The sequence below is a fragment of the Bacillus sp. N447-1 genome (genome assembly GCF_022701035.1).
Lineage (GTDB): Bacteria > Bacillota > Bacilli > Bacillales > Bacillaceae_G > Bacillus_A > Bacillus_A cereus.
The window spans coordinates 1461824-1485386 of the sequence record NZ_CP065509.1 but is presented as its reverse complement, the minus strand read 5'-3'; the positions used below and the strand labels follow the sequence as shown (position 1 = coordinate 1485386).

The following is a 23563-nucleotide window of genomic DNA, read 5'->3' as shown; positions in this document are numbered from 1 at the left end:
AATGTTTGTTAGACAGGTAGGGGATAAAAATGCAAACAGATCTATTAAATATATTTTTCGAAGAGTCAGAAGAACATTTACAGTCGCTAAATGAAAATGTGCTAGTGTTAGAGCAAAATCCTGCTGATATGGATGTTGTGGGAGAAATATTCCGCTCCGCTCATACATTCAAAGGTATGTCTGCGAGTATGGAATTTACGGAGATGGCTGATTTAACGCATAAGATGGAAAATGTGTTAGATGAAATTCGTCATGGAAATATAGTTGTAAATGCGGATATTATTGATGTGATTTTTGAGTGCATTGATAATTTGGAGAAGATGGTTGCAGATGTGCAACAAGGTGGAATGGGCAATATTGATGTAGCCTCAACTAAACAGAAATTAGAAGCGTTATTGAACGGCAATGTAGAAACTCCTACGGAACATATAGAGCAAAATCATATAGACAACGATGATGCAGTTTCGCATGAAGTGCATATAACAGTTGAACAGCAAGCGATTTTAAAAGCAGTACGTGCCATTATGTGTATTGAAGCATTGCAAAATGTAGGGAATATACAAAAAACAGCTCCGAGTATTGAAGAAATTGAAGCAGATGCTTTCGGATTTGAATTTACAGTATTTATGGATACGGATTGTAGTATAGAAGAATTGAAACAAGTAGTACTTCATGTTTCTGAAATTGAGAAAGTGGAAGTAAAGCAAGGAGAACCTATATCGAAGGAAGTAGCTTCTAAAAAAGTTGTTACACAAGAAGTTGTGCAAGTAGAAGAAAAGCTACAACCAGCTGTGGCTACTCAGGTAGAATCACCGATAGAGGCAACGAATCAACCTTCAAGTACTATGCCAGCTAAAAGTACTACAAAAACGAAAAATGCTAAAGTGGAGAATCGTTCAATTCGTGTTCAATTAGAGAAAATCGAAAGATTAATGAATATGTTTGAAGAAAGTGTAATTGAACGTGGGCGCATTGATGAATTGGCTCAAACGATTCAAAACAAGGAGCTAATTGAACATTTAAATCGATTAGGCGATATTTCAAAAGATATTCAAAATGTACTATTAAATATGCGTATGGTGCCGATTGAAACTGTGTTCAATCGTTTCCCGCGTATGGTACGTATGTTAGCGAAAGATTTAGGGAAAAAAATCGATTTACAAATTACAGGTGAAGATACTGAAGTAGATAAAATTGTTATTGATGAAATCGGTGATCCGCTCGTTCATTTAATTCGAAATGCAATCGATCACGGTGTTGAAACTGTTGAAAAACGACGTGATGCAGGTAAAAATGAGACAGGTACGATTAAATTAGAAGCCTTTCATAGTGGAAATCATGTCGTTATTCAAATTACGGATGATGGAAACGGTATTAATAAAGGGAAAGTATTAGAAAAAGCGATTAAAAATGGCGTTGTAACTGAAGCAGATGCGAATAGATTAACAGATCGTGAAGTGTTTGATCTTATTTTCCAACCAGGATTTAGTACAGCTGAAGTTGTATCAGATCTTTCTGGACGCGGTGTCGGATTAGATGTTGTAAAACATACGATTCATAGTTTAGGTGGGCATTTAATTATTGATTCTGAGGAAGGAAAGGGAAGTACATTTAGAATTGAACTTCCATTAACGTTATCTATTATTCAATCTATGCTTGTTCAAACGAATGATAAGCGTTATGCTTTACCTCTTGGAAATATCGTTGAAGCAATTCGAATTAAGAGAGAAGACATCCAATCCTTACAAGGAAAAGATGTGTTAAATTATCGTAATCAAATTATTGAAGTGAAACATTTAAGTACTGTATTTGGTGAAAAAACAGTAGATGAGGCGTTTGCGTCATATGATGGTCAAATGGTTCCTGTGTTAATTGTTCGTAATACACATCGCAGCTATGGACTTATTGTAAACACAATTATCGGTCAAAGAGAAATAGTCTTAAAGTCATTAGGTGACTTCTTTGCAGAGAGTTCTAACTATTTCTCTGGTGCGACGATTCTCGGTGATGGACGAGTGGTCCTCATTTTAAACCCAGAAGGTTTATAATAGGAATGAAGGAAAGCTCCCCACTTGTATACAATTGGGGAGCTTTTTGGCTAATTGCTACGAATCTAATAATGGGATACATAGTAACGTTTTATACTAATGAGTTTGCTAAAATAAAATAAGAGTTTATATTATTTGATAGAAAAACAGAAATGAGGAGGCAGGGAAAATGCCTGAGCAACACACAAAAGGGGATACGAGCACGATTGTGCTAGAAAAAGAAAATGAGCATTTAACGCCTCAAGAATGCGATATTCTTGGCGAAATTGCAAATATATCATTTGGTTCAGCTTCGACTGTATTATCAACAATTTTAAATAGGCAAGTAAGCATTACTGCTCCTCGCATAGAGTTGGTAGATTTATATGATTCAAGAGATGTCGAAGTTCCACATGTTGTATTAAACATTCATTTTACAAAAGGATTGGATATGGAAAATCTTCTTGTCCTTAAGCAAGATGTTGCATTATCCATTGCTGATTTAATGATGATGGGAACAGGTGAAGTGGAGGACGGAAAAGAACTTGGTGAATTAGAGCTAAGTGCTGTACAAGAAGCGATGAATCAAATGATGGGATTCGCAGCTACATCTATGTCGGAATTCTTCCAAGATACAGTAGATATGTCTCCGCCGACGATTAAAGTTGTAAAGTTATCAGAAGAAATGGAGAAAATCTCTGAAATCGATGGGAATCATACGATTGTTAAAGTATCGTTTGATTTAAAGATAGATAATCTTGTAAACTCTAAACTTGTACAAATTGTTTCAGTTGAGCATGCGAAACAAATGGTAAATAAATTAATGCAATTATCTGGTGGAGTAGAAGAAACAGACGAACCAGCAGAAGTAGTGGAAACTGAGATTGTAGAAGAAGTTGAAAAAGAGCATTTAACACAAGAAGAGAAAGATGTGCTTGGTGAAATTGCAAATATTTCAATTGGCTCCGCTTCAACAGTATTGTCAACGCTTTTAAATCAGCCAGTTACAATTAGTACACCAAATGTGGAAGCAATCAATGTTCGTCATTATGATGGAGTACCAGTACCATTTGTTATTTTAAATGTCGACTTTGTTGAAGGGCTAAAGAATGAGAATGTATTTGTATTTACGAAAGATGTTGCCTTAACAATGGTAGATTTAATGATGATGGGAACAGGGGAAGTTGACCCAGAAAAAGAGCTTACTGAATTAGAACTGAGCGGTATTAAAGAAATTATGAACCAAATGATGGGTCATGCTGCTACGGCGATGTCAGAAATGTTTCAAGAAAAAATGGACATGACGCCGCCAAATGTTAAATTTGTAACGTTAAAAGAAGAAATGGAATATTTGGGAGAGTCAATGGAAGTGGACGAACTCGTTCAAATTACGTTCAATCTTGAAATTGGCGATTTGCTTCAATCGAAGATGTATCAAATTTTGCCAATTTCCGAAGCGAAAGAAATGGTAAGGCGACTTCTGTATCCGATGGTGGAAGAAGAAGAGATTGCCACAGAAGAAATTGAAGAAGAAAAAATTGTAGAACCAGTTGTGCAACCTATTGAATTTAAAGAAGTAAAACAAATGGAACCAGTATATATGGACACGTCCATTCTACAAAATGTAGAAATGAACGTGAAATTTGTATTTGGAAGTACAGTGAAAACGATTCAAGATATATTAAGTTTACAAGAAAATGAAGCAGTTGTACTAGATGAGGATATTGATGAACCGATTCGTATTTATGTAAATGATGTATTAGTGGCGTATGGTGAACTTGTAAATGTAGATGGATTTTTTGGAGTAAAAGTGACGAAATCACTATAAGGCATTGAAATAGGAGTTTGAACTAGTAGATGAAAAACGTAAAGTTTTTTCTAATGAGTTGGCTATGCATACATGTGTGCTTGTTCTTCCCCTTGCAAAGTCAGGCTGAGGAACAAATTGAGTCAGATCAAAAAATAAATGAAGTGAATGTACAAGAAGAAAATAAGGAATCTCAAGAATCGTCAGAACAAGTGGAAACGAAGCAAGATGAAGAGAAACAAAAAGAAGCAGAGCAACAAGAAGTAGTAAATAAACAATTGAATGAAAGAAAGATAGAAACAGAACAAGGAATTATTACAGTAAATAAGCCGGAGCTTAAAGTTGGCGAAGAAGTGCGAATTGCTGTAGAACCAAATGGGAAAAACATTCAAAGTATGAAAGGTATATTGCAGTTACAAAAAAATGGGGAGCAATATGCGCAAGAAAGAATGTTATTTTTTGAGTATGATGAAGAAACGAAGAGCTGGGTTGCTAACTATAAAGCAGGGGATTTTGATTTGCAAGGTGATTGGAATCTTCAGCTCGTTCAAAGTTACAAAGAGAATGAGAAAGAAGAGCTCATAAAAAATGAAGTGAAAGTCCCGCTCATTCGTATTAAAAATGAAACGCCAACTATAGATAAAGAATTGCCAAAGTTACAGGAAGTTACTATTGATGAAGTAAAAGAGAACTTAGTTGAACGAAAACAGGGAGATTCTATACATATACGAGTAAAAGCGTCAGATATAGAATCGGTTGTAAACGAAGTGCGCGTTACATTAAAAGGGAAAGAAAATAAAGAGCTTTCGTTTTTATTAGACTACAACAAGCATGATATGGATTGGCAAAAAGTATTTGAAATAACAGAAGCATTGCCGGCTGGGCCATACGAATTACTTGTAGAGATAATAGATGCAGCAGGTAATAAACTTGTTGAGGAAAGTGAATATACCATTTCTGTTTTGGTGCCAAAAAATGAAGATGATAAAAAGATAGAAGAGAAAGAAGATAAATTAGATAATAAACTAGAAAATGAATTAGAAGATAAGAAAGAAAATGAGAAGCAAGAAGATTCCAAAGTCAAAAACCCGGTTCCAGAAGAAAATTTGCCAGTTGTTCAAATTCCGAAGCGAGATGAGAAAGTAAATAAGTTTATAAAAGAACCGTTGGAAGAGAAAGAGGAATTTACTTACGTTATAAAAGAGCCGTTTGAAGACAACAAGGAAGTACATAAGGCGAAGGACCAAAAAGAGAAAAATAACAAACAAGTTGCCTCTAAAAAGAAAGAACAAAAAGAAGAACCGAAAGACAAGAAAGAAGAAAAAGGTGAACAGGGAGTGCAAGCTTCTGATGTGTTTACTATCATGTCAGGTTTATTCGTACTGTTTTTAGTTTTAAAGAGTAATAAAGAATGGGGCTAATTATTTCATAGTAGTGGAGGCGCTTAAATGGAGATTAGACGTACGACAATTGAAGATAAGGCGTTACAACCATTAAAACAGCCTGCAGCTATTTCGGAGCATGAGATCCAGAAAGAACGAAAGCGTAGCAATTTAGTGTTTACTGGACATTCTAAAATTATTTCGAAAAATAATGAAATAGGTATTTTACTTGCAAGTTTAAGTGATGGAAAGATTATGAAGGAAATGCTTTCTAAAGAGATGGATACAGTGTTACAACTTTTTAAAAAGTTACACACGTTATCTGGAGAAGGAAAGCAAACAGAAAAAATATTTGAACAAGTAATTAGAAGCCTACAAGGGCTTGTTAAGCAGGCTCATATAAAAGAACTTCCTTTGTTAGATGGAACATATGATTTCGCTGAAGTACAACTATCATTTGGTAGAAAAGTACATATTCCGTTACTAGATGTGAGTGCACTTATCTCTAGAGTGGAAAGTGATTCTTCAGAAGGAAATATAAATTTGATGGTAACGGTTATTACTGCTTATATAACGAAATTGTCTAACGAAACAATTTTAATTAGTGTTACAGACCGCATTGCTAAAGATCGGGATGTAAGTGTATGGAGGGCGCTTGCGGAAATGAACATGACACAATTATCACAGGCATTGAAACAAACGATGCAAGAACATAAATGGTCTATGACGCTTCTTTTTCTCTTTATATGGATTGTTGGTATTATTTTAATTCGAGTTATGTAAAAAGGTCGTCACTCCATTGTGACGACCTCTTTTATATTTTTTCGTAGAAGAATGTATCAAATCGCTGAAGATTGTAACGTTCGGGTGTTAAAATTTGTTCCGTACTACCAACAAATAGTACACCGCCTTTTCGTAAAGAACGACTAAATTTTTCGTAAAGTTTTACTCTTGCTTCTTCTGTGAAATATATCATTACATTGCGACAAATAATCAAATCATAATTTGTATCGAATGACTGCATTAAAAGGTCATGTTGTTTAAACGAGACATTTTGTTTAATGTTTTGGTGCAATGAATATAGATCATTCTCTTTTGTGAAATGACGTTCTTTCAAATCAGTAGGTAATTCCTTTAAAGAACGTTCTGTATATTGACCGCGTTTTGCGGTTTCTAAAATATGAAAATCAAGATCTGTTGCTTGAATTTCAAAACGAAATGGAGCAAGATGCTTCGATAAAATTAAAGAGAGTGTATACGGTTCTTCACCAGCAGCGCAAGCGGCACTCCATACCTTTAATTTTCCGCTATTTTGTTCGAGTAATTTTGGTAGTGCTTTCGACTCTAAAGTTTGCCATCGTTCTTTATTTCTAAAAAACTCTGAAACGTTAATTGTAATATAGTCAATAAAATTTAAAAATAAATTTTGATCAGCGCGTAATTTGCTTAAAAAATTAGTGTAGTTTTCGAAGCCTTTTCTCGAAATGAAAGCATCGATTCTACGGCGCATTCTATCTTGTTTATATGAAGCGATGTCCATATTGAATTGTTGTTTAAAACTCGCGATAAAATGATCATAATCTTGTTCAATTATCATATTTACAATGGGCACAATAATGATATTGTGCCTCCCCCTTTACATCATACGAATTTTTTGTTCAAAGCTTTTTTTCATTTGCTTTTCATGTAATCCTGGTAAATCATAAATGACAGCATCAATACCTGCTTCTTTTGCAACATCGACAGGGATGACAGATGTATGTTTGTCCCCATTATAAAAACAGAGAACTAAATCAGTGTCTTCAATAATTTGTTTAACAAAAAACATATAATCTGATCGGTAAATGGAGTCAGAAGGATGATCAAAAGCAACATATTCGGCTCCGTGTTTTTTTAAGTAATCAACGACTTCTTGAAATTCATCTGTAATTGCTTGCAATGGTTGCAGCGTGTAAAGGCATAAATTTTGAGCGAGTCTTTCATTCTCAACGAAAAAACGAAGAACCTCATTTTCAATAGATTTATAACATAATATGTAAATTTTATGTTTGTGAGCATAGTCATTTAAAAATTTTTTAATTTCTTCTTGATCTAATGCTGTTAATTGATTTGAACCACAAAGGAAAATATTCATAGAATTGTGCCACCTCATGCTAAATTGTAACATATCTTTTATAAAAAATAACTGCAAAATATTACTGTTCAGAGTATAATTATAAATAACTGGATTTTACGATTAAGTTTAGGAAGAAATAAAAAAATAAATAGGTGATATATATGCTACGTTCTATCTCGCATAATCCAATTTTATCGCATATACCGCCTGCTACTCAAATGCCGAAAGAAGCAAATGTCAGGACAGGACTTGCATTTTCGGATAATTTGCATGCAGATCCGAAAAAAGATAAATTACTAGAACAAATGGAAGCGTTTGTGGATAATATTGGAGAAATTAAAGAGAAAATTGAAATGGAATTAACGCTTGATAATGTAATGGAATACAAAAATACAGTAAAATCATTTTTGAATTTCTACGTTGATAATGTATTGCAGTATAAAGATGTCATGTCTCGTCACCCACGTTACGGATATTCACAGAAAATGACGATTGTGAAACAGGCAGAAATGGGATTGAATGAATTAGAAGATGTGATGAATTTAATTAACACGAAAACAGGACATTTAGAAATGTTAAATCAAATTGGAGAAATTCATGGTTTAATTGTGAATTTAGTCTTGTAAAAGGAAGGAAGCTATATGTACATACAATTATATGAAAAACTCGTTATTATTCAAAAAGCGTATGAAAATATTCAAGCGCTTGGAGAGCAAATATATGAGAATTTAAAAAATAAAAATGTAAATGCAGTTCAAAAGTTGCAAGTAGAGCAATTGCAGTACATTGATGGTTTAAAAGGGTTATCAAGCTCATTTGAAGAAATGGTTGTTCAGTTCTGTAAAGAACAAGGAGTTGAATCGTTTCGTGTAAGTGCGTTATTTTCGTATTTTTCTCAACAAGAAATTGAAAAAATGGGTGAATTACAAAAAAACGTAACTGAATTAGAAGAGAATGTAAAAATGATTCTTTTGAAAAATCAATATTACTTAAACGTACTATTAAAAACTACAGAAAGTATTGTGGATTCTGTTTCTGAATATAACTTAGAGCGAAACAATAATTCGCAAATCTTTATGAACGAACTATTGTAAAGGAGAAGTGAAGCTTTATGAGATTATCTGATTATAATACACCGCTATCGGGTATGTTGGCGGCTCAAATGGGGTTACAAACAACGAAACAAAACTTGTCTAATATTCATACACCAGGTTATGTTCGTCAAATGGTGAATTACGAATCTGCTGGAGGGAGTAAAGGGTATGCACCAGAACAAAGAATAGGGTATGGTGTACAAACGTTAGGTGTTGATCGTATTACAGATGAAGTGAAGACAAAGCAATATAATGATCAAATGTCACAGTTCTCTTACTATGCATATATGAATTCTACTTTGTCGCGAGTAGAGTCTATGGTAGGAACGACAGGTAAAAATTCATTATCTAGTTTAATGGATGGGTTTTTCAATGCTTTTCGTGAAGTTGCAAAAAATCCGGAGCAATCAAATTACTACGATACATTAATTGCTGAAACGGGGAAGTTCACAAGTCAAGTAAGTCGTCTTGCGAAAAACTTGGATACAGTGGAAGCACAGACGACAGAAGATATTGAAGCGCATGTTAATGAATTTAATCGACTTGCTGCTAGTTTAGCAGAAGCGAACAAGAAAATTGGACAAGCTGGTACACAAGTACCAAATCAACTATTAGATGAACGTGATCGTATTATGACAGAAATGTCTAAGTATGCAGATATAGAAGTATCGTATGAAGCTACAAATCCTAATATTGCAAGTGTTAGGATGAATGGTGTTTTAACTGTAAATGGTCAAGATACATACCCACTTCAATTACAGAAGGATAAAAAGCCAATGTCTGTACAAATATCTGGAACAGATATCCCATTAAGTGGTGGAACAATTTTATCGGCAATTGATACGAAAGCAAAGATTACAAATTATAAAGATAATCTGAATGAGTTTGTAAATTCGTTAAAAAAACAAGTGAATAATACTATGAAGAAAGAGCTTTTTGTAGGAGAAGATGCGAAGAAGCTTGAATTGAATCCTGATTTTATAAAAGATATTTCAAAAATGAAAATTTCGGCTGAAACTGCCAACAACCTTGCGGCTATTACAGATAAAGGCTATAAGGATGGACTTACATATAAGCAAGCCTTAGATCAATTTTTAGTTGGTGTAGCCTCTGATAAAAGTTCAGTAAATGCATATCAAAATATTCATAAGGATTTATTAGAAGGTATCCAGCAAGAAAAGATGAGCATCGAGGGCGTAAATATGGAAGAAGAAATGGTTAATTTAATGGCCTTCCAAAAATACTTCGTGGCGAATTCTAAAGCTATAACTACTATGAATGAAGTGTTTGATAGTTTGTTTTCGATTATTAGATAAGGAGTAGTCATGTATAGTTGGTAATTGGAAATATTTAAGGAGGAGATAGAAATGAGAGTATCTACATTTCAAAATGCAAACTGGGCAAAGAATCAGTTGATGGATTTAAATGTGCAACAGCAATACCACCGAAATCAAGTAACCTCAGGGAAGAAAAACCTTCTTATGAGTGAAGATCCACTTGCAGCAAGTAAATCATTTGCGATTCAACATTCATTGGCAAATATGGAGCAAATGCAGAAAGATATAGCGGATTCGAAAAATGTATTAACACAAACTGAAAATACTTTACAAGGTGTTTTGAAATCTTTAACAAGAGCAGACCAATTAACAGTACAAGCGTTAAATGGTACAAATAGTGAAAAAGAATTGCAGGCTATTGGTGTAGAGATTGATCAAATTTTAAAACAGGTCGTCTATTTAGCGAATACAAAAGAACAAGGTCGTTATATTTTCGGTGGTGATAGTGCAGAAAATCTGCCATTTACAGAAGATGGTACGTACCAGGGTGGAAAAAATGATGTGAACTGGAAACTAAATGACGGTTATGAATTCAAAGCGTTCCGTAACGGTGAAGCATTATTATCCCCTGTTATAAAAACGTTAAAACAGATGAGTGAAGCGATGCAAAACGGTGACCAAAAAGCATTAAAACCGTTATTAGAAGAAAATAAGCAAAACTTAGATGGCATCATTAACCGTACAACTGAAGTTGGTTCAACAATGAACACAATGGAGACGTTTAAAACAATTTTAAGTGAGCAAAATGTAGCACTTCAAGAAAACCGTAAAGAAATTGAGGATGTTGATTTAGCGGTCGCAATTTCTGATTTAGCTTATATAAACGCAACGTACGAAGCGACATTAAAAGCTGTTAGTACGATGAGTAAAACGAGTATTTTAGATTACATGTAAATGATAAGGAGTGAAAAATATGGCAGGAACAATATCTGATTATGGTGGCAGACAACAAATATGGAATTTAGGAAATAACATAATAGATACAAAGAAGTTAGTAGATTTAGAGTTACAAGCATTGGAAATGAAAAAATCACCTTATACTACACAAAAACAAACATTAACAAATGAAAAAAACGTGTATGCAAGCATGAAAAAAGAATTTGGAAATCTTGTACAAGTGTTCAAAGATTTATACGCATTTAAAGGTGATGAAAAGAAAACAACTTTATCCAAAGATGGTTTTATGAAAGCACAAGCAGACGCTGCTGCAATTCCTGGAACATACACGATTACAGTAGAACGGGTAGCTGAAAGACATCAAATAACTACAGCTCCACTTACTCCTTCAAAAACTCCTGAAGGTATGGAGCAAAAGTTTAGTTTAGATTTAAAACTTGGAGTAGATGATGTATTTCAGATAAATGGAAAAGAAGTTAAAATCTCAAAAGATATGACGTATAAAGATCTTGTCAATAAGATAAATAATGGGAATTATGGTGCATCAGTATACACATTAGGGGATCAACTATTTTTCACATCGACTACTGCAGGAGAAGCTGGAGAGCTGAAATTAACGGATGGCGCCAATGGTTTTTTACAAAATATAGGGTTAGTTACTTCTGCGAAAAATCCGGATGGAACGAATGTTGTTGCACATCAAGTGACAGGAGCAATAAATGCTGAGTATACAATAAACGGAATAAAAGGAACTAGTAAAACAAATAAGATTGATACAATTCCAGGATTAACCATTAATTTAGAAAAAGAAACTACAGAGCCAATAAAATTAACTATTGAAGATTCTGATATAAAAAATTCAATAGATTTAATAAAAAAAATGAAAGACGAGTATAATAAGGCTGTTAAAAGTTTGGATTTATTTGCTGGAGAAAATGGAGTAATGCAAGGGAGTAATGTGTCATTTGCTATCAATAATGCAATGACAGGTATTTTTAAATTTTCCCAAGATGATAAGTATTTATTTTCTTTTGGAATTCAAATTGATAAAAAAGGCAATATGACTCTTGATGAAGAAAAATTAAAAACAGCTTTTAAAGAGAATCCGGAATCTACGAAACAATTTTTCTTTGGTTTAAATGGTTTAGGTCATGATACAGAGAAAAAGTTAGATGGGATATTTGGAGATGAAGGAATTATTGGGAAACGTTCTAAAAGTATTGAAAAGCAAGTAACTGATTTAGAGAGAAAAATTCAAGATATTGATACAGTTAATAAGGAAAAACAAAAAACAATTATTGATAAATATGCAAAATTAGAAAGTCAGTTAGCATTGCTTGATAGTCAGTTGAAGACAATTCAAGCAATGACAAAAACAAAAAGTGATGACTAATGAAAGCTGAGGAAGTGATTGTATGCAAGCATGGCAACGTTATATGCAAAATGATATTATGACGAGTAATCCAATTAAAAATACAATATTTATTTATGAAAGATGCATCATTGAGTTTCGTAAATTGGAAGAACTTTTAAATACATTCAAACTTCAAGATGGTGATGAACTTCTTGAAAAGTTAGAACGTATATTTGAAGAGTTGAAGCTCCAGTTAAATCCTGATATTACGAAAGATTTATACGATAGTTTATTTGGTTTATATGATTGGATTAGCATTCAAATTCAAACGATGAAAGTCACGCGTGAAGTAAAAGACATTGATACCATTGTGCAAGTGTTACAAGATTTAATAGATGGATACCGTGGAGCGCTTGAAAATGAACAATGATATTTATCGAACGTTTGTCAGTTGTTTTAATGAAATCGGTGAATTACAAGTGTCAGATGAAGAGTTTGCTGAGAAGAGTGAGATGTTAAATCGCTGGATGATGACACTAGATGAAGAAAGACGTGCACAAGTTGCAGCAGAAGTAAGCCCATTCATTATTAAGGCAGCACAGCACATTCGAGATAAGCAAAAGATTTTGGAAGAAATGATAATGGCAAATGATGGGCGAATGAAGGCTAATTCATTTTACGGTAAATATTAATAATAACGTCTGGAAACAGATTCCCCTTTTAAAAGGGGGTCTATTCCTTCGTTTACATAAAGAACTCCGCTGATTGAGGTTTCATTTTATGACTGTGATGAAAAAATAATAGTAATCTAAATAATAGAAAAATGGACTTTAGTTTATAGTTTATATATTGAAATGTTCTATAGATTACTATGTGTATACAGTTTTGCATTCTTTTTATATTTTTGTATTTTTCTAAAGACAACAATGAAAAAATGGAATAAAATATGTAAGGGTACATAATAGTAAATATTTTAATAAACGCATATAAGAAAATAAATAATGAAGTGAAACTTCTATCAGTGGATCATTACGTTAGAAAAGGAAGGGTGTGGAATATGCCAGATTTAGTGAGTGATGTAAGCCATTATATGAATTATTTAGTAACGAAACGAAATACTGTTTCCAGTAATATTGCAAATGCGAATACACCTGGCTATAAAGCACAAGATGTAACATTTGCTGAGCAGATGAATAAAAGTAGTGCATTATATAAAAACAATGCGGCTGATTTAAAGAGCAATCCAGATTTATATCAAACGAATGAAATGCACTTGCCGACAGTAAATACGAAAAATACATATGCAAAGATTCAAACAAAATCAATGCAAACGAATAAAGACGGAAATAGTGTGGATGTAACGACAGAAATGCTAGATTTAATGAAAGCAAATCAGTTATACGGTATTTCAATTAACGCAATTAATACACAATATGCAATTAACCAAGCGGCACGCGGACGTTAAAAGTAGAAGGAGAGACAACGGATGTTTCAGGCAATTAATGCAAGTGGCTCAGGGCTAACGACAGCGAGAAAGTGGATGGAAGTTACTTCTAACAATATTGTAAATGCAAATACGACGGCGGCTCCGGGGGCAGATTTATATGAGCGTCGTAGTGTGGTGCTAGAATCAAACAATAGTTTTGCAAGTATGCTAGATGGGGCTCCTACTAACGGAGTAAAAATAAAAAGTATTGAAGCAGACAAAACGGAAAATTTAGTGTATGATCCGACGCATCCGCACGCAAATGAAGAAGGATATGTACGTTATCCAAATGTTGATGTAACTGCTGAAATGACGAATGTAATGGTTGCTCAAAAAATGTATGAAGCGAATACGAGTGTATTAAATGCGAATAAAAAAATGCTTGATAAAGATTTAGAAATCGGCCGAGGATAAGGGGGAAGATAGTAATATGAAAATTCAACCAATGTTACATACACAACCATTTGGAGCAATTCAGTCAATTGGTGCACCGAAAACTTCTCAAACATCGGTAGCTCCGGAGAAAAAGTTTATTGATTTATTGGAAGATATGAATCAAACGCAAAACAATGCACAAACAGCAGTATATGATTTACTAACTAAAGGGGTAGGAGAAACACATGACGTTTTAATTCAGCAAAAGAAAGCTGAGTCTCAAATGAAAACAGCTGCTCTCGTACGTGATAATCTTATTGAAAATTATAAGTCACTAATTAATATGCAAATTTAGGAAAGTGGACGGGTGTGTTTAAATGGAAAAGATGAAAAATGTTATCCAATCGTTAAAAACGTGGCATAAGTTAATAATCGGTGCTGCGCTTTTAGCGATTGTAACAGGAGCACTTTTATACTTCACCTTGCCAGATAAATATGTTGTTGTATATCAAAATTTAAATGATGCAGATAAACAAGAGATTACAGCAGAATTATCGAAGTTAGGTGTCGATTACCAATTAGCGGCCGATGGTTCAATTCGTGTGCAAAAGAATGATGCTCCATGGGTTCGAAAAGAAATGAATGGGATGGGCTTACCGTTTAATTCGAAAAGCGGTGAAGAAATTTTATTAGAAAGCTCTCTCGGTTCAAGTGAACAAGATAAAAAAATGAAGCAAATTGTCGGTACGAAGAAGCAATTGGAGCAAGATATTGTAAGAAACTTTGCGACAGTTGAAACGGCAAATGTTCAAATTACATTGCCTGAAAAAGAGACAATTTTTGATGAAGAAAAAGCGAAAGGAACAGCGGCGATTACGGTTGGAGTGAAGCGTGGACAATTGTTAACAGCTGATCAAGTTGCGGGTATACAGCAAATGATTAGTGCAGCGGTTCCTGGTGTGAAAGCAGAAGAAGTAAGTGTTATTGATAGTAAAAAAGGTGTTATCTCAAAAGGAGCAGATGAAGCACATTCTAGTAGTTCCTCTTCTTATGAGAAAGAAGTAGAGATGCAGCACCAACTTGAAGGTAAATTAAAGCAAGATATTGATGCAACGTTAATGACGATGTTTAAACCGAATGAATATAAAGTGAATACGAAAGTATCTGTAAACTACGATGAAGTTACACGTCAGTCAGAGAAGTATGGTGATAAAGGTGTACTTCGTAGTAAACAAGAGCAAGAGGAAAGCTCTACTGCGCAAGAAGGGGCAGATACGAAGCAAGGTGCTGGTATTACAGCGAACGGTGAAGTGCCAAACTACGGTACGAACAATAATCAAAATGGTAAAGTTGTCTATGATAATAAAAATGGTAACAAAATTGAAAATTATGAAATAGATAAAACAGTTGAAACAATTAAGAAACACCCAGAATTAACGAAAACGAATGTTGTTGTATGGGTAGATAATGATACGTTAGTAAAACGTAGAATTGATATGACAACTTTTAAAGAAGCAATCGGAACAGCGGCAGGACTTCAAGCTGATCCGAATGGTAACTTTATAAATGGTCAAGTTAACGTTGTAACTGTTCAGTTCGATCAGCCGAAAGCCGAAAAAGAGAAAGAGCCAGAAAAAAGTGGTATGAACTGGTGGTTATTCGGTGGAATTACAGCTGGCTTATTAGCAATCGGTGGTCTAGTATGGTTCTTATTAGCAAGACGTAAGAGAAAGAAAGAAGAAGAGGAATATGAAGAATACTTAGCAGAAGATGAAATTGCTGCAAGTAATGAAAGTATCTTGGAAATTCCTGAAGAAAAAATAGTGCCAGAGCCAAAACCTGAACCAGAAGAACCGAAAGAACCAACGTTAGATGAACAAGTGCAGGATGCTACGAAAGAACATGTAGAAGGTACTGCAAAAGTAATTAAAAAATGGTTAAACGGACAGTAAGGGAGGAACAACGATGTTAGATGAAATCTCCTCCAAAGAAAAAGCTGCCATCCTCATTCGTACATTAGACGAAGGGGTGGCAGCAAAAGTCATTGAATATATGACAGCTGAGGAAAAAGAAGTATTACTTCGTGAAATTGCGAAGTTTCGTGTATATAAACCAGAAACGTTAGAGAATGTACTAGGAGAGTTCTTATATGAACTAAATGTAAAAGAATTGAACTTAGTCACTCCAGATAAAGAGTATATTCGTCGTATATTTAAAAACATGCCAGAAGACGAACTGGAAAAATTATTGGAAGACCTTTGGTATAACAAAGATAATCCATTTGAATTCTTAAATTCACTTACAGATTTAGAACCACTTCTTACAGTGCTTAATGATGAGTCACCACAAACAATTGCAATTATCGCTTCTTATATTAAACCGCAACTTGCGTCTCAATTAATTGAGAGATTGCCAGATCATAAGCGAGTAGAAACGGTAATGGGTATTGCGAAACTAGAACAAGTTGATGGTGAATTAATTAATCAAATTGGTGAGTTGTTAAAAACGAAATTAAATAATATGGCATTTAGTGCAATTAATAAAACTGATGGCTTGAAAACAATCGTAAACATTTTAAATAATGTTTCACGAGGTGTTGAAAAAACAGTCTTTCAAAAACTGGATGAAGTCGATTATGAGTTATCTGAGAAAATTAAAGAAAATATGTTTGTCTTTGAAGACTTACTTGGTCTTGAAGATCTTGCGCTTCGCCGTGTATTAGAAGAAATTACAGATAACGGTGTTCTTGCGAAAGCACTTAAAATTGCAAAAGAAGAAATTAAAGAGAAATTATTTACATGTATGTCTTCAAACCGTAAAGAGATGATTCTAGAAGAATTAGATGGCTTAGGACCGCTTAAGATGACGGATGCTGAAAAAGCGCAGCAAACGATCACTGGTACAGTGAAAAAGCTAGAGAAAGAAGGAAGAATTATCGTTCAAAGAGGTGAAGAGGATGTCCTTATTTAAAAACAGAATTCCGAAGAATTCTGTTTCTTTTTCTGAAGAAACGTATGAATTACAATTTCCAAAACCAGCTTCAGTCCAAATAGAAGAGGAAGAATTACAAGCAGATCATGCAGAGCTTCGCGCCCAGCAAGAATCATTACATATGGAAATGAATCAGCTAAGGCAAGAGCAGCAAATGCTAGAACGAGAGCGTCAGCAGTTATTACAAGATAAAGAACAATTTCAAATGCATATTCATGAACAAATGGAACAGATGGAAGCAGCGCGTGTGCAGTTTCAAAAAGAACAACAAGAAATAGCATATGAATGGACAGAGTTATTATGGGATCAATCATTTCATTTAGCAGAAAAAATCGTGAATCAAGCGGTAGATTCACGATTGCTTGATGTGCTACCTATTTTAACTGGCATCGTGCAAACATTGCCAACTTCGTTTGAAAAATTAATCATTACAGTACATCCAGAAACGTTTGAACGTATTCAAGATGAGAAGGAGAATACGAAAGAATATTGGTTACTACAATTAGTAGAATGGAAATATGATTTCTCCCTGCAGTTTGGTGAATTTGTTCTGGAAGAAGAGAAAGAGTTCTTTGAATTTAAATTTGCACCTATATTTGCGAAACTTCGTCAGAAATGGGAAGAAGAGAAGTTATTTGAGGAGCAAAATGTATGAGCCGCCTGTTAATGAATGAGAACGAAAAATGGAATAAGTTCATTGAAACACCGCTGTATACGAAAGTAGGCAAAGTTCATAGTGTACAAGAACAGTTTTTCGTAGCAAAAGGGCCGAAAGCGAAGATCGGAGATGTTTGCTTCGTTGGAGAACATAACGTCTTATGTGAAGTGATTGCCATTGAAAAAGAAAATAATATGCTACTTCCATTTGAACAGACAGAAAAAGTATGTTATGGAGATTCAGTGACACTAGTTTCAGAAGATGTTGTTGTACCACGTGGTAATCACTTGCTCGGAAAAGTGTTAAGTGCAAATGGTGAAGTGTTAAATGAGGAAGCTGAAAACATTCCATTACAGAAAATAAAACTAGATGCACCGCCTATACATGCATTTGAACGTGAAGAGATTACCGATGTATTTGAAACAGGAATAAAATCAATTGATTCTATGTTAACAATTGGTATCGGTCAAAAGATTGGTATTTTTGCTGGGTCAGGTGTTGGTAAATCAACTTTACTTGGAATGATAGCAAAAAATGCAAAAGCTGATATAAACGTTATTAGTTTAGTAGGAGAACGTGGCCGGGAAGTAAAAGACTTTATTCGAAAAGAGTTAGGCGAGGAAGGGATGCGAAAAAGCGTCGTTGTTGTAGCGACGTCAGATGAAAGTCATCTTATGCAACTTCGTGCAGCGAAACTCGCAACGTCTATTGCTGAATACTTCCGTGATCAGGGCAATAACGTATTACTTATGATGGACTCTGTTACTCGTTTTGCCGATGCACGAAGAAGTGTTGATATTGCTGTTAAAGAGTTACCGATTGGTGGTAAAACACTGTTAATGGAAAGTTATATGAAGAAGTTGTTAGAGCGGTCTGGGAAAACACAAAAGGGATCTATAACAGGTATTTATACGGTACTTGTTGATGGGGATGATTTAAATGGTCCTGTACCAGATTTAGCACGTGGTATTTTAGATGGACATATCGTATTAAAGCGTGAGCTTGCAACGCTTAGTCATTATCCTGCAATTTCAGTATTAGATTCAGTAAGTAGGATTATGGAAGAAATCGTTTCACCACATCATTGGCAACTTGCAAATGAAATGAGAAAGATTTTATCAATTTATAAAGAAAATGAATTGTATTTTAAGTTAGGAACGATTCAAGAAAATGAAGAAAATGCTTATATTTTTGAATGTAAAAATAAAGTAGAAGGCATAAATACATTTTTAAAGCAAGGCCGATCGGATAGTTTCCCATTTGATGATATCGTTGAAGCGATACACCATATAGTATAAGGCCTCTGCCCAAGAGGTCTTATTTTTTTGTTTTTTAATATTTCACAGATTTTTTTGGAAAAAAACTATATAATAGAAAAAGAGAACGTTATAATAGGAAGGGGCTATGAAAACAGGTGGATAAACAGCAGTACGACACAATAAAATTGCAAATAAATCAAGAAAAAGAGCATATTTTAAAAGAAGTGTATGAATTAACAGCTGAAAAAAGAAAAATAGAACAAAAAAAAGAATATGATTTATATGTTGTGAAATCGCGTAGTAAAGTCGTACAAACTGGGCAACGTATTATGGCTGGCATGCTTTCTTCACATACGTTTTCACCTGAAAGAATAGAAGAATGGAATCGAAAAATTAAAAAAACAGAAGGTTTTATTCAAAAAAATGAAAGCCTTTTAGAGCAAGTAAAAGAAAAAGAACGTGTCATTGATGAGATGTATCAAGAAGATTGCAGAAAGCTTGCGAAAGCACAAGAAAAGCTGGAAGAAAAAATGCTTCTGGATTTGAAAATGTGTATGAATGGATGAGGTGAATGTAGTGATACAGTCTGTATTACCGGTGCAACAAAGTTTACCTCCGCAAAAAGAAAAAGGGCTAGAAGTACAATCGAAAAATGAAGATTCTTCATTCGATCGTACGATGAGAATCGAAAATAAAAAGCAGCCGAAAACGGAGAAAACGAAACGAGAAGAAGCACCAAAAGAAGAGAAAAAAGAATATAACCTTTCTAAACCATCGGTAACGAAAGAAGAACCAATTGTAAAGAAAGAAGAAAAAAAAGAGACAGAACAGTTGTTATTAGCTGTATCTGAGCAAATGGTTGCAATTGAGCAATTACATGTGCAACCGGAATTGTTATATCAATACATACAAAAAATACAAGAGCTATATAAAGAATATGGCAATATTAAACTTAATGAATTACCTGCAGCTGAATTACAACAATTACAAGAACTTCTTTCAAATATGAATATCAAAAATGCTATATGTTTAGAAGATACAATGCAAATGGTATTAGACAAAATGAAGATGCCAGAGCAAACGATGCAAGCATTGAAGGTTGTAGAAACAGAAACTTGTAATATTGCAAAGGAACAAGAAGAGTCTAAAGAGGTAGATCTTCCGAAACTTGAGAGCGATGATGCAAAGGTAGAGTTGCCAGAAGTTGATGCATTAAACGATTCGAGCTCTGCAGGTGCAGAATTATTAAATAAAACGACGAGTACCGAACAAGTAGGGAAATCAAATAGTGGTGCTGAGAAAGTTTCATTACCTGACTTAGGAAAGAAAATGGAAGCGCAAGTAGAAGCGCTGCAAAAATTTGTAGTGAAACAAGAACGTGTTTTATTCCAGTTAAATCCAGAAAAACTTGGTACATTAACAGTGTTTATGAAAAAACACGGAGATCAAATTGACGTTCACGTAGAAATGGAAAAACACGATGCGAAAAAACGTGTTGAAATCATTTTTGATGAATTGAGATTAAAGTTAAAAGAAAAAGAAATCAATATTCAAATTAGCTATTCAGATAAAGATGAAAATCGTAAAGAACAGCGAGAACAAGAGCAAAGGCAAAAACAGAAATTAGCAAATACAAATCATGAAAAACAACAATCAACAGAATTTGCGGGATTATTGGAGGAATAACGCGTGCCAACAGTTGGATTAAATACAACGAGTACAAATCATATTCCGTTACAAGCAGGAGCGCAAACAAAAAACGCATCTGTAAATGGTGTGCAATCGCCAGTTCAACAAACAAACGGAGTATCAGCAAGTAATCAAAAAACACCCGGTATTATGGATAAAGATGATTTCCTGAAACTTTTTTTAGCGAGCTTTCAACATCAAGACCCGTTTAATGCGATGGATATGAACCAAATGATGAATCAAACGGCTCAACTATCGCTTATGGAGCAAGTACAAAATATGACGAAAGCAGTAGATAAACTACAATCAACGATGTATACGACAGCTCTTGATGGTGGGATGAAATTTTTAGGAAAGTATGTTAGAGGTATAAACAATAAGGGGGAGCAAGTGACTGGTCAAGTGGAAACAGTTCGACTTGCCGAAAATAACGATGTACAACTTATTGTTGATAATCAAGTTGTCTCACTTCGTTTTGTAGAAAGGGTTTCAGATAAACCGATAGCAGAAACAAATCCAGAAGATGAGAAGAAAGATGATATAGAGAAAAATGAAGAGGTTAAGCAAAATTAATAAAAGGAGTGTATATAGGTTATGATTAAAGCGTTATATACGAGTATTACAGGGATGAATGCGGCACAAAATGCATTAAGTGTTACTTCAAATAATATTGCAAATGCACAAACAGTTGGATATAAAAAGCAAAAAGCTATTTTTGATGATCTGCTATATAATAATACGGTTGGTTCACGTGGGGATGGTGCTTATGCTGGTACGAATCCAAAGAGTATCGGTAACGGTGTAAAGTTTAGTGGGACATCTACAGATTTTAGTGATGGTTCTATTACTTTAACTAGTGATAAGATGGAGACAGCAATAGAGGGAAATGGTTTATTTTTAGTTGGCGATCGTAATAGCGGAAATGTAGAGTATACGAGAAAAGGGTCTTTCGGTGTATCGAAAGATAACTATGTTACAAATACAAGTGGTCAGTATGTGCTAGGGTATGGTGTGAAAACAGGAACTCAAGAAATAGATTTTTCTTCACGACCAAGTCCAATTCATATTCCAATGGGATCAGCTGTTGGTGGGATTCAAACAGATAAAGCAACAATAGGTGGAAACCTTCCTAGAAATCAAAATGCATTATCTCACGAATTCACAGTTTTTGATGAGGAAGGGAACTCGTTAACGTTACGTGTAAATATTAAACAAAAGACTACAAAAGAGACTGTAGATGGTAAAGAAGTTGAAAAGCCTGTGCCAGGTGAATATACGTATACGGTTTCTGTAAGAAATGATTCTAAAAACGAAAAAGAGTTTAAGCCGGTTGAAGGCATGACGGGCGAAAAAAATCTTAAATTTGATACATTAGGAAATCTAAAGGAGACAGATGAAGCTGTACAAAAAAATCCAGTAACTGGTGAAATTACTAAAGGTGGAACGGTTAAAATTCCTTTTGGTAAGGGACTGACACTGGACTTAAGTGGTTTAACAAATTATCCAACAGGGAAAACTATTTCTACAACAGAAGTAACGGGGCGTCCAGCTGCAATTGCAAATGACTATTCAATTTCTGACGGTGGTTTCGTTATGATGAGATATTCGGATGGTAGTATGAAGGTTGTAGGACAACTAGCTGTAGCTACATTCCCTAATTCAGGTGGATTAATGAAAACTGGGAATGGCAATTACATTGCCACACCATCAGCAGGGATTCCAGGGATAGGTGTTGCTGGTGAGAATGGTGCAGGTAATGTAAGAGGTTCAGCAAAAGAAAGTTCAAACGTAGATTTATCTGTAGAATTCGTTGACTTAATGTTATATCAACGTGGATTCCAAGGAAATGCGAAAGTAATTAAAGTGTCAGATGAAGTATTAAATGAAGTTGTAAACTTAATTCGATAATGTATTATAAAGAAAGATCGTAATGTAGTAGAAAGGGTTTTTATTCGTATGACAAGACAAGAACGAATTTTACAATTGCCATTTTTCGAGAATAAACGTGAACTTGCTGAGCAAGTGCTAAAAATGGAACGAGAAGAGCATGTATATTTACCAGATCAATTTGAAATTAAGCAAGTGCCCCCGTATTCATTTGCTGAAAAGGAAGCGATTATTGGTCGTATTCATGAGTTTTATTTCGTCAGTATTGGCAGTGATGGCGCATGGAAGTATCAACTGTTTAAGGACGAGATGAAGTGCCGTGAGTTTTTTGTTACATTATCAGGCATTACGGATCAGCAAATTGCGTTTTGGTTCAACAATATCGAGTTGCTTAAAGGCGCTTAAAAGTGTTTTTAGTCTTAGGTGGCTCGGAGCTGTAAGAAGAGAACTATAGAAATGTACTGGAATGGTTGAACAATAATCTCTTTATAGCAAGTCAGTACTTTTTATAGTCTGTGAGTTGTGACAATAGGGCAATGAAATGAGAGTATGCTAGTTTCATTTCATATGTTTGTGACGATAGATTTTTATAAAAGGAGAGGTGAAGAGGATGGCGCAAAATAAGTATCGCGTTACATTCATTTCGCCGAGTGAGGTTGAGCAGCGGACTGTAATGGCGGCGAATAGTTTGCCAGATTTAATTCGTAAAGTAGAAAGTATTATTGCAGATCCAAACGGTTATTTTGTAAACGATAAAAAAAATAATTGCTATTTTAAAGTGATTAAAGAAAATGTTACGTTTATTCAATATGAGTTACTATTTTCGGATAAGGAAATTCATATTGAAAAATTAAAACATATAGCACCAGTGGTATTAAAACGATTATTTAAAAAAATAAATGACCCGGAACTATATGCACTCGCGCTACTTGATGTTGATATAGCAACGAAAGAATATGTGCTAGCAGAAATGAATTCTGAACTGAGAATAAGAGTAGAGACAGAGCTTTCGAAAAAATGGGAAGCAATGCCGACGGAAATTGTAGGTGCACAAGAAGTTTTATTAGAGGCACTTGCTTCGTTTATACAAGATTAATTGTTTTTTAATAAAATGAATCGTTCGACTATCTATATTTTTTATATAGGTAGTTGACTTTTTCTCTTTTATAAAGCTTAATAATTAGATATACGGAATTAATGGAAG

At 34.4% G+C, this 23563-nt stretch carries 26 protein-coding genes; 24 read left to right on the top strand and 2 right to left on the bottom strand.

Going from position 1 to position 23563, the window contains the following annotated elements:
* Positions 1–29: 29 nt before the first annotated feature.
* The 4 genes from IQ781_RS07325 (at position 30) to IQ781_RS07310 (ending at position 5999) form a co-directional block, all read left to right on the top strand.
* Positions 30–2048: a chemotaxis protein CheA gene (locus IQ781_RS07325; protein ID WP_061456998.1), complete on the top strand. Its 2019-nt coding sequence runs from the start codon at positions 30–32 to the stop codon at positions 2046–2048.
* Between the two features lie 169 nt (positions 2049–2217).
* Positions 2218–3855 carry a flagellar motor switch protein gene (locus IQ781_RS07320; protein WP_001115014.1) on the top strand — a complete coding sequence of 546 codons (1638 nt, stop codon included), beginning with the start codon at positions 2218–2220 and terminating at the stop codon, positions 3853–3855.
* 29 nt (positions 3856–3884) lie between these two features.
* Positions 3885–5255, top strand: coding sequence for a transglycosylase (locus IQ781_RS07315; RefSeq protein ID WP_075677466.1), 1371 nt, complete (start codon positions 3885–3887; stop codon positions 5253–5255).
* A gap of 27 nt (positions 5256–5282) precedes the next feature.
* A complete protein-coding gene (locus IQ781_RS07310) occupies positions 5283–5999 on the top strand; it encodes a hypothetical protein (protein ID WP_139847117.1) in 717 nt (238 codons plus the stop codon).
* A gap of 31 nt (positions 6000–6030) precedes the next feature.
* Here IQ781_RS07310 and cheR read toward each other — a convergent pair whose 3' ends face one another.
* Complete coding sequence (cheR, locus tag IQ781_RS07305; protein ID WP_000582882.1) at positions 6031–6813, bottom strand: protein-glutamate O-methyltransferase CheR; 783 nt, start codon at positions 6811–6813, stop codon at positions 6031–6033.
* Positions 6814–6852: 39 nt separating this feature from the next.
* Positions 6853–7350: a hypothetical protein gene (locus IQ781_RS07300; RefSeq protein ID WP_001020092.1), complete on the bottom strand. Its 498-nt coding sequence runs from the start codon at positions 7348–7350 to the stop codon at positions 6853–6855.
* A 143-nt stretch (positions 7351–7493) separates the two neighbouring features.
* On the opposite strand from IQ781_RS07300, the gene IQ781_RS07295 reads away from it, so the two are divergent.
* From IQ781_RS07295 to IQ781_RS07200, 20 genes are all read left to right on the top strand, one after another.
* On the top strand, positions 7494–7958 hold the full coding sequence (locus IQ781_RS07295; RefSeq protein WP_000946323.1) for a YaaR family protein: 465 nt from the start codon (positions 7494–7496) through the stop codon (positions 7956–7958).
* Positions 7959–7973: 15 nt separating this feature from the next.
* On the top strand, positions 7974–8426 hold the full coding sequence (locus IQ781_RS07290; RefSeq protein WP_000275880.1) for a hypothetical protein: 453 nt from the start codon (positions 7974–7976) through the stop codon (positions 8424–8426).
* 17 nt (positions 8427–8443) lie between these two features.
* Entirely contained in the window at positions 8444–9742 is a 1299-nt protein-coding gene (flgK, locus tag IQ781_RS07285) for a flagellar hook-associated protein FlgK (protein WP_001239697.1), read from the top strand.
* Between the two features lie 51 nt (positions 9743–9793).
* Positions 9794–10657, top strand: coding sequence for a flagellar hook-associated protein 3 (locus tag IQ781_RS07280; RefSeq protein WP_001266408.1), 864 nt, complete (start codon positions 9794–9796; stop codon positions 10655–10657).
* A 19-nt stretch (positions 10658–10676) separates the two neighbouring features.
* Positions 10677–12053 carry a flagellar hook-associated protein 2 gene (locus tag IQ781_RS07275; RefSeq protein ID WP_000929220.1) on the top strand — a complete coding sequence of 459 codons (1377 nt, stop codon included), beginning with the start codon at positions 10677–10679 and terminating at the stop codon, positions 12051–12053.
* A 22-nt stretch (positions 12054–12075) separates the two neighbouring features.
* Entirely contained in the window at positions 12076–12444 is a 369-nt protein-coding gene (locus IQ781_RS07270; protein WP_075677462.1) for a flagellar export chaperone FliS, read from the top strand.
* A complete protein-coding gene (locus IQ781_RS07265) occupies positions 12434–12706 on the top strand; it encodes a hypothetical protein (RefSeq protein ID WP_001058084.1) in 273 nt (90 codons plus the stop codon). Before IQ781_RS07270 ends, IQ781_RS07265 begins: the two co-directional genes overlap by 11 nt.
* A 314-nt stretch (positions 12707–13020) precedes the next feature.
* Positions 13021–13479, top strand: a complete 459-nt coding sequence (gene flgB / locus IQ781_RS07260; protein WP_370445031.1) for a flagellar basal body rod protein FlgB — start codon at positions 13021–13023, stop codon at positions 13477–13479.
* Between the two features lie 21 nt (positions 13480–13500).
* The gene (gene flgC, locus IQ781_RS07255; protein WP_000484682.1) at positions 13501–13914 is read left to right on the top strand and encodes a flagellar basal body rod protein FlgC; all 414 of its coding nucleotides are present in this window, start codon (positions 13501–13503) and stop codon (positions 13912–13914) included.
* Between the two features lie 16 nt (positions 13915–13930).
* Positions 13931–14230 carry a flagellar hook-basal body complex protein FliE gene (gene fliE, locus IQ781_RS07250; protein ID WP_000701670.1) on the top strand — a complete coding sequence of 100 codons (300 nt, stop codon included), beginning with the start codon at positions 13931–13933 and terminating at the stop codon, positions 14228–14230.
* Between the two features lie 22 nt (positions 14231–14252).
* Positions 14253–15827, top strand: a complete 1575-nt coding sequence (locus tag IQ781_RS07245; RefSeq protein WP_139847116.1) for a flagellar M-ring protein FliF C-terminal domain-containing protein — start codon at positions 14253–14255, stop codon at positions 15825–15827.
* Between the two features lie 13 nt (positions 15828–15840).
* Positions 15841–16845: a flagellar motor switch protein FliG gene (gene fliG / locus IQ781_RS07240; RefSeq protein WP_000883356.1), complete on the top strand. Its 1005-nt coding sequence runs from the start codon at positions 15841–15843 to the stop codon at positions 16843–16845.
* Positions 16832–17521 (top strand): FliH/SctL family protein, encoded by a 690-nt coding sequence (locus IQ781_RS07235; protein ID WP_000051694.1) that lies wholly within the window; start codon positions 16832–16834, stop codon positions 17519–17521. The genes fliG and IQ781_RS07235 overlap by 14 nt, the downstream gene beginning before the upstream one ends.
* The gene (locus IQ781_RS07230) at positions 17518–18822 is read left to right on the top strand and encodes a flagellar protein export ATPase FliI (protein ID WP_000088690.1); all 1305 of its coding nucleotides are present in this window, start codon (positions 17518–17520) and stop codon (positions 18820–18822) included. The genes IQ781_RS07235 and IQ781_RS07230 overlap by 4 nt, the downstream gene beginning before the upstream one ends.
* 116 nt (positions 18823–18938) lie before the next feature.
* A complete protein-coding gene (locus IQ781_RS07225) occupies positions 18939–19349 on the top strand; it encodes a hypothetical protein (RefSeq protein WP_000360859.1) in 411 nt (136 codons plus the stop codon).
* Between the two features lie 10 nt (positions 19350–19359).
* Complete coding sequence (locus IQ781_RS07220) at positions 19360–20469, top strand: flagellar hook-length control protein FliK (RefSeq protein ID WP_000616450.1); 1110 nt, start codon at positions 19360–19362, stop codon at positions 20467–20469.
* Between the two features lie 3 nt (positions 20470–20472).
* Positions 20473–21045 (top strand): flagellar hook assembly protein FlgD, encoded by a 573-nt coding sequence (locus IQ781_RS07215; protein WP_001143477.1) that lies wholly within the window; start codon positions 20473–20475, stop codon positions 21043–21045.
* A gap of 21 nt (positions 21046–21066) precedes the next feature.
* A complete protein-coding gene (flgE, locus tag IQ781_RS07210) occupies positions 21067–22380 on the top strand; it encodes a flagellar hook protein FlgE (RefSeq protein WP_000588310.1) in 1314 nt (437 codons plus the stop codon).
* A 48-nt stretch (positions 22381–22428) separates the two neighbouring features.
* Positions 22429–22764 carry a DUF3964 family protein gene (locus tag IQ781_RS07205; protein ID WP_000198175.1) on the top strand — a complete coding sequence of 112 codons (336 nt, stop codon included), beginning with the start codon at positions 22429–22431 and terminating at the stop codon, positions 22762–22764.
* Positions 22765–22969: 205 nt separating this feature from the next.
* On the top strand, positions 22970–23455 hold the full coding sequence (locus tag IQ781_RS07200; protein ID WP_000068304.1) for a hypothetical protein: 486 nt from the start codon (positions 22970–22972) through the stop codon (positions 23453–23455).
* Positions 23456–23563 lie beyond the last annotated feature (108 nt).